Origin of the sequence: Achromobacter dolens (assembly GCF_902859745.1) — a bacterium.
Classification (GTDB): Bacteria; Pseudomonadota; Gammaproteobacteria; order Burkholderiales; family Burkholderiaceae_B; genus Achromobacter; species Achromobacter dolens.
The window spans coordinates 1-6,999 of the sequence record NZ_CADIJW010000092.1 but is presented as its reverse complement, the minus strand read 5'-3'; the positions used below and the strand labels follow the sequence as shown (position 1 = coordinate 6,999).

Annotated in this window: 8 protein-coding genes; 6 read left to right on the top strand and 2 right to left on the bottom strand. The window is 71.5% G+C overall.

Annotated features, from left to right (window positions below; all coding sequences use genetic code 11):
• Positions 1–152: 152 nt before the first annotated feature.
• Positions 153–983, bottom strand: a complete 831-nt coding sequence (locus HV783_RS28955) for an AraC family transcriptional regulator (RefSeq protein WP_254604095.1) — start codon at positions 981–983, stop codon at positions 153–155.
• Between the two features lie 106 nt (positions 984–1,089).
• Here HV783_RS28955 and HV783_RS28950 point away from each other — a divergent pair, with 106 nt between their 5' ends.
• Entirely contained in the window at positions 1,090–1,374 is a 285-nt protein-coding gene (locus HV783_RS28950; RefSeq protein ID WP_144658011.1) for a hypothetical protein, read from the top strand.
• Here HV783_RS28950 and ygfZ read toward each other — a convergent pair.
• A complete protein-coding gene (gene ygfZ, locus HV783_RS28945; RefSeq protein ID WP_116793403.1) occupies positions 1,364–2,362 on the bottom strand; it encodes a CAF17-like 4Fe-4S cluster assembly/insertion protein YgfZ in 999 nt (332 codons plus the stop codon). The genes HV783_RS28950 and ygfZ overlap by 11 nt on opposite strands.
• 157 nt (positions 2,363–2,519) lie before the next feature.
• Here ygfZ and mltG point away from each other — a divergent pair, with 157 nt between their 5' ends.
• The 5 genes from mltG to HV783_RS28920 all read left to right on the top strand — a co-directional run.
• Positions 2,520–3,650 carry an endolytic transglycosylase MltG gene (gene mltG, locus HV783_RS28940; protein ID WP_054504441.1) on the top strand — a complete coding sequence of 377 codons (1,131 nt, stop codon included), beginning with the start codon at positions 2,520–2,522 and terminating at the stop codon, positions 3,648–3,650.
• Positions 3,647–4,270, top strand: coding sequence for a dTMP kinase (gene tmk, locus HV783_RS28935; protein ID WP_175190320.1), 624 nt, complete (start codon positions 3,647–3,649; stop codon positions 4,268–4,270). The genes mltG and tmk overlap by 4 nt, the downstream gene beginning before the upstream one ends.
• Positions 4,267–5,316, top strand: a complete 1,050-nt coding sequence (gene holB / locus HV783_RS28930) for a DNA polymerase III subunit delta' (RefSeq protein WP_054504443.1) — start codon at positions 4,267–4,269, stop codon at positions 5,314–5,316. The genes tmk and holB overlap by 4 nt, the downstream gene beginning before the upstream one ends.
• 76 nt (positions 5,317–5,392) lie before the next feature.
• On the top strand, positions 5,393–6,163 hold the full coding sequence (locus HV783_RS28925; protein WP_054435743.1) for a TatD family hydrolase: 771 nt from the start codon (positions 5,393–5,395) through the stop codon (positions 6,161–6,163).
• A gap of 40 nt (positions 6,164–6,203) precedes the next feature.
• Positions 6,204–6,999: ankyrin repeat domain-containing protein (locus tag HV783_RS28920; protein WP_254604093.1), on the top strand; the 796-nt coding region annotated here is incomplete at its 3' end.

The following is a 6,999-nucleotide window of genomic DNA, read 5'->3' as shown; positions in this document are numbered from 1 at the left end:
CCGGGCAATGCGGCCGCCGATGGCGCCACGGCCGACGCCGCGCCGGCCAAGCCGGCGCGCAAGACCGCCACGCGCGCACGCCGTCCGCGCAAGGCCGCCGACGCCGAGTAAACCGGCGCGTGGGCACGGGCCGGCGCCATGCCGCCGGCCGTTCAATCTCCCACCGGACCCCGGCCGTCGTAGCGGCCGGGCGTGACGCCGTATTCCCGCTTGAACATCGCGATGAAGGCGCTGACGTTGTCATAGCCCGATTCCAGCGCGGCGGCCGTCACGCCACGGCCGGCGGCCAGCATTTCCTGCGCCCGCATCAACCGCGCGCGTTGGCGCCACGCGCCCGGCGACAGGCCGGTCTCGGCCAGGAAGCGGCGCGCCAGCGTGCGCGGCGCCATGCCGATCGCGTCGGCCCAGGCGGCCAGCGGCCGGGTATCGGCCGGCGCGTCCGACAACGCCAGCGCCAGGCGCTGCAGCCGCGGGTCGCGCGGCAGCGTCAGGCCATCGCCGGCGCGCGGCAGGGTGCGGATCTCGTCGCGCACCACGTCGGCGATGCGGATACGGACAGCGTCCCAGGCCGCGTCCGGCCAGCCGGCGGCGCGCTCGACGGCCGCCAGCAGCAGCGCCGACGCCCGCAGGGCGCAGGGCGCCGCCGGCAGGTCGGCGCAGGCCGCGGGGCTGAGGTAGACGCTGTAGCCCGCGTACGGGCCATGCGAACGCAGCCCGTGCGGGCAGTCGGGCGGAATCCAGATCGCGTGCGCGGGCGGCGCGACCCATTGGCGGTCGCCCGCCACCACCGTCAGCAGCCCGCGATAGGCGCCGAACAACTGGCCGCGCGCATGCCGGTGCGTGGCGGTGTGGCGCAGCGCCGCGTCCTGGCGCCGCACGGCCAGCAGGGGCGGCCCATCGGGCGCGGCGGCCAGGTCGGGGGCGATCAGGGGCGGCGCGGCCTCGGCGGGTGCGGGGGGCGGGCAGGGGCGGCGCGTGGACAAGGGGGCTCCGGATTGGCACAAATGCGGTATTGATTGTCAAAATTACCGCAGATTTGCCGCGCGAGGGCGACTATCGTGAGTCTCTGCTCATCAACAGGAGAACATGATGCAAGCACAGGACCTATTGCCGGACGACCGCGACGCCGCCCAATTCGGGGGCGTGACCGTGCGCAAGGGCACGGTCGGCGCCTTTCTGCTGAACGCGCGGGTGTGGTGCGATGCCGAGGCGGCGCCGGCCGCGCGCGAGGTCGCCGCCCGCGACATGCGGGAGGCCCTGCCGGCGCTGCGCGCGCTGGGGTTGTTCGAGGTGCTGGAGGTGCGCGATCCGGCGCTGCGGCGCTGGCTGGACGCGGCCGGGGCCGCGTCCGCCGGCGGCGAGGTTACGGCGTGATGGAATAGGGCAGCGGCGCGGCGGCGATGCGCGGACCGTCGGCCGCGCCCAGCCGCAGGTCGCCCTCGGGCAGCGCGGCCAGCGTGGTCTCGAACAGCACCGACACGCCGGCGTCACCGCGGGCCGCGTCGACGATGCGGCCGGTCGGCTCGCCCGGCTGGGTGGCGTCGAACACGTCCTGGCCGGCCAGCCCGGCATCGGCCACGCCGGCATCGGCGATGGTGCCGAACGCCATGCGGCGCTTGACGGTGCCGCGGTAGTGGCTGCGCGCCACCACTTCCTGGCCCGGATAACAGCCCTTGGTGAAGCTGACGCCCTGGATCAGGTCCAGGTTGACGGTCTGCGGAATGAAGACGTCCTGGGTCGCCGTGGTGATCCAGGGAATGCCGGCGGCCAGGTCGGCCGCGTGCCATTGCGCGGCCGGGACCTGCCCGAGCACGGCGGCCAGCGGCGCGGCCGCGGCCAGTTGCTCGTCGGACGCGATCCACCACCAGCGCGCCACGGCGCCGGCCGAGGGCGCGGCGATCCAGGTGCCGGAAGGCAGCTCGGCGCGTTGCCAGGGCGTGCGCGGCAGGGCGCCGGCGGCGGCTTCGAGGGCGGGCAGTTGCGCCGGGTCGGCCTGCACGCCGGCCACGTGCAGCGCGGCGGGGGCCAGCTTGACCTTGGCGCGCAGCACGAACATGGACAGGCGCTTGATCAGCGCCGCGGCCAGGTCCTGGCGCACCAGGGCGTACAGTTGCGGGGCATCTTCGGCCGGGGCGGCGCCGCGCCACATCACCAGGGTCGCCAGCAGGCGGCCCTTGGCGGTGCAATAGCCGGCCAGGCGGGCGGCGTCGGCGGGCAGTCCGGTGACGTCCTGGGTCAACTGACCGTGCAGGAAGGTCAGCGCATCGGCGCCGCTGGCGCTGAAAACGGCGAAATCGTCCAACGGCGCCAATTGCGCGCAACCTTCGGCGCGCGCCGGGATCGAAGAATGGAAAGCATGCATGGCTGCGTGGGCCCGTGACTCGTCATCAAAGGCTTGATGATAGCCGTGTTCTCATCGCCGCAGGCCGATGCCCGCGCAGGGCAAAGGGGCGCGTGACGCGCTCCGGCCCTCGTTTTGCTCCGACAGGTCCGCGCGATCCATTAAACTTCCCAGACTTATGAAGAAGCGACTCCGTTTTTACGTCCTGTGGTCATTCGTGCTCATCGTGCTGGCCGTCGCCGCGACCGTCGGCGCGGCCTGGCATTGGATGCATCGACCCATTCCCCTGTCGGCCGACAGGATCGATTTCGTGGTGGACCCGGGCAGCAGCCCGCGCACCGTCGCGCGCGCGCTGAACGCAGCCGGCGTGCCGGTCTGGGAGCCGGGTTTCGTCTGGATGGCGCGCCTGACCGAACAGGACAAGCTGATCAAGGCCGGCGGCTACCAGGCCATCAACGGCGACACGCCCTGGCTGCTGCTGCAACGCATGGCGCGCGGCGACATGACCCAGCGCCAGATCACCTTCCTGGAGGGCTGGACCTTCCGCCAGATCCGCCAGGCGCTGCGCGAGAATCCCGACGTCAAGCAGACGCTGGGGGACATCAGCGACGAGGCCCTGATGGAACGCCTGGGCTCGGACATCAAGCATCCGGAGGGCATGTTCTTCCCCGACACCTACATCTTCACGCCGGGCAGCACCGACTATGACCTGCTGCGCCGCGCGTACCAGGAAGGCCAGCGCATCCTCGACGACACCTGGGCCAAGCGCCAGTCCGACCTGCCGCTGTCCACGCCGTATGAAGCGCTGGTGCTGGCGTCCATCATCGAAAAGGAAACCGGCCATGGCCCGGATCGCCGCCGGGTCGCGGGCGTGTTTGCCAACCGCCTGAAGATCGGCATGCTGCTGCAGACCGACCCCACCGTCATCTACGGCATGGGCGACGCCTACCAGGGCCGCATCCGCAAGCGCGACCTGCAGACCGACACGCCCTGGAACACCTACACGCGCCCGGGCCTGCCGCCCACGCCGATCGCCGCGGCCGGCCGCGCGGCGCTCCTGGCCGCGGTGCAGCCTGAGCAGCACAAGTTCCTGTTTTTCGTCTCGCGCGGCAATGGCACCAGCGAGTTCTCGGTGAACCTGTCCGAGCACAACCGCAACGTTTCCCGCTATATCCTGGGCCAGACGCCGGCGCCCCGCCCGGCGCCTGCGGGCAGGCCCGCCGCGCCCGCCGCCGCGCCGACGCCCGAGACGGCAGCCACTTCCACGCCGGGCGACGATCCGGCGCCAGCACAAGGACAAGAACAATGACCTCACGCGGACGCTTCATTACGCTGGAGGGGGTCGACGGGGCCGGCAAGAGCACGCATAGCGAGTGGATCGCCGAGTTCCTGCGCGGCCAGGGCCTGGAGGTCGTCTCCACCCGCGAGCCCGGCGGCACGCCGCTGGGCGAAAAGCTGCGGGCCCTGGTGCTGACCGACCCGATGGGGCTGGATACCGAAACCCTGCTGATGTTCGCCGCCCGTTGCGAGCACTTGCACCAGGTGATCGAGCCGGCCCTGGCGCGCGGCGCCTGGGTGGTCTGCGACCGCTACACCGACGCCACCTACGCCTACCAGGGCGGCGGCCGCGGCCTGGGGGCGGCGCGCGTGGCCGCGCTGGAAACCTGGATGCAGGCCGGCCGTCCGGACCGCACCTGGCTGTTCGACGTGCCGCTGGCGGTGGCGCGCGCGCGCCTGGCCGACGCCCGCGAGCCCGACCGCTTCGAACGCGAAGGCGCCGCCTTCTTCGAACGCACGCGCGCGGCCTACCAGGCGCGCGCCGCGGCCGAGCCCGACCGTATCCACGTGATCGATTCGACCCGCGCGATTCCCGAGATCCGCGCCGAGCTGGAAGCCGGCCTGCGCCAACTGGTGGCGGCCCGGCCATGAGCGCGCCCCAGTTCCTGCCCTGGCAGATGGAGACGGCGCGGGCCTGGCTCGGCAACCGCGAGCGCTTCGCCCACGCCTGGCTGGTGCACGGCCTGGCCGGCATCGGCAAGCTGGATTTCGCCAATGCCGCCGCCGCCAGCCTGCTGTGCGAGACGCCGCAGGACGGCCTGGCCTGCGGCCATTGCGCCGCCTGTGCCTGGTTCGCCAGCGGCAACCATCCCGACCTGCGCCGCATCCGGCCCGAGGCCGTGGCGGTCGAGGAGGGCGCCGACGCCGCCGAGGGCGCGGAAGAGGCCGAGCCGGCCACGGGCGCGGCCAAGAAAGCGCCGTCCAAGGAAATCCGCATCGACCAGATCCGTTCGCTGGAATCCTGGTTCAACACCGCCACTCATCGCGGCGGCTGGCGCGTGGCCCTGCTGTACCCCGCGCACACGCTGAACGTGGTGTCGTCCAACGCCTTGCTCAAGGTGCTGGAAGAACCGCCGCCGCATACCGTGTTCCTCCTGGTGGCCGACGCGCCCGACCGGCTGCTGCCGACGCTGGTGTCGCGCTGCCGCCGCCTGCCGCTGCCGGCGCCCGATGCCGATACCGCCTTGCAATGGCTGCGCGACCAGAATGTCGAGCCGGCGCGCGAATGGCTGGCCGCGGCCGGTGGCGCGCCGCTGGCCGCGTTGCGCCTGGCGCAGAATGCCGAGACCGCCTGCCCGCCGTGGCTGTCCCAATTGGTGGGCCCGCTGGCCAAGGGCCAGACGCCCGACGTCGGCACCCTGGCCGAAACCCTGGAAAAGGCCCCGCCGCTCGAGTGGATCGACGCGCTGCAGCGCCTCTATACCGACCTGATGCTGGCCGCCGCCGGCGCGCCGGTGCGTTATTTCCCGGCGCTGGCCGCCGCCGTGGCCGAGGTCGCCGCGCGCATGAACACGGCGCGCGCGGCCGAGGCCGCGCGCTGGCTGACGCGCCAGCGGGCGCTGGCCACGCATCCCTTGAATGCCAAGCTTTTCGCCCACGCGACCTTGCAGCGCGTGGTGCTATCCTGCCAGGCGTAACCTGCCGCGGCGCGGCGGCGGATCCGGCCAGTCCGGGTCGTCGTCCGGACGCCGCGCCTTTCCTCATCCCCGTCTCATGTACGTCGATTCCCACTGCCATTTGAATTTCCCCGAGCTGGCGGCCGACCTGCCCGCCATCCTTGAGCGGATGGCCGCCAACCAGGTGACCCACGCGCTGGTCGTCAGCGTCAACATGCCTGAATGGCCGGGCCTGATGTCGCTGGTCGAGCCGCAGCCGAACCTGTGGGCCTCGGTCGGCGTGCACCCCGACTACGAGGACACGCCCGACCCCGAGCCCGAGGAACTGGCGCGCCTGGCTGCCCACCCGAAGGTGGTGGCCATCGGCGAGACCGGACTGGACTACTACCGCCTGTCCGAGCCGCTGGACTGGCAGCGCGAGCGTTTCCGTCGTCATATCCGCGCCGCCCGCGACACCGGCCTGCCGCTGATCGTGCATACGCGCTCGTCGGCCGAGGACACGGTGCGGATGCTGCGCGAGGAGCGCGCCGCCGAGGTCGGCGGGGTGATGCACTGTTTCACCGAGACCTGGGAAGTGGCCCAGGCCGCGCTCGACCAGAATTTCCACATCTCGCTGTCCGGCATCGTGACGTTCAAGAACGCGCATGTGGTGCACGAGGTGGCCGCCAAGGTGCCGCTGGACCGCCTGCTGATCGAGACCGATTCGCCGTACCTGGCGCCGGTGCCGTACCGGGGCAAGCTCAACGACCCATCCAAGGTGATCCACGTGGCCGAGAAGATCGCGGACCTGAAGGGCATCAGCGTGGCCGAGGTGGCACGAGCTTCAACGGAAAATTTCTTTAATCTTTTCAATAAGATAAAGAAATAATCTAACGTCAACTATTTAAAGTAATTTATCAGGATTACCCATGGCTGCCAGCGCTGCGTTCTCCCGTCACCGCCTCGTTTCACACTGCCGCAGCGCGCTGCTGGCGCTGTGCGTCGCCGTTTCGACGCCGGCGCTGGCCCAGGCCGCCAATCCGTCGGACTGGTGGGTCTACGTCGCCAACGACTATCCGGATGAAATCAAGGATCTGCTGGCGCAGGGCGCCGACCCCAACGTACGCTACCGCAATGGCCAGCCGGCCCTGATGCGGGCGGTGGTCGACGGGGCCTGGAAAGTGTTCGACGTGCTGGCGGCCAACCCGCGCACGGACGTCAATGCCGAGAACCCGGCCGGCGAGACGCCGCTGATGTACCTGGCCATCGCCGGCCAGACCGACCGGGCGCGGGCGCTGATGGCGCGCGGCGCCCAGGTCAACCGGCTGGGCTGGACGCCGCTGCACTATGCGGCCTCCAAGGGCCAGTTGGCCATGGCCAGCCTGCTGCTGGAACGCAAGGCGATGGTGAACGCGCCGGCCCCCAACGGCGAAACCCCGTTGATGATGGCGGCGTTGTCGGGCAACAAGGCGATGGTCGAGCTGCTGCTGAAGGCGGGAGCCGACGTCACCACCCGCGATACCAAGGACCAGAATGCCGCGGACTGGGCCCGCACCGGCAAATCGACCAGCCTGGCCGCCGAGCTGCAAACGCTGATCGCCCAGCAGGAGGCGGCCAAGCGCGCCCGCCGCGCCAGCGGCCCGGCGGAGCCGGAAACCGATCCGGCCGAGGCCGTCGAGGCGGCGACCGGCGTGGCTCCGGCCGATACGGCGGCGGCGCCGCCCG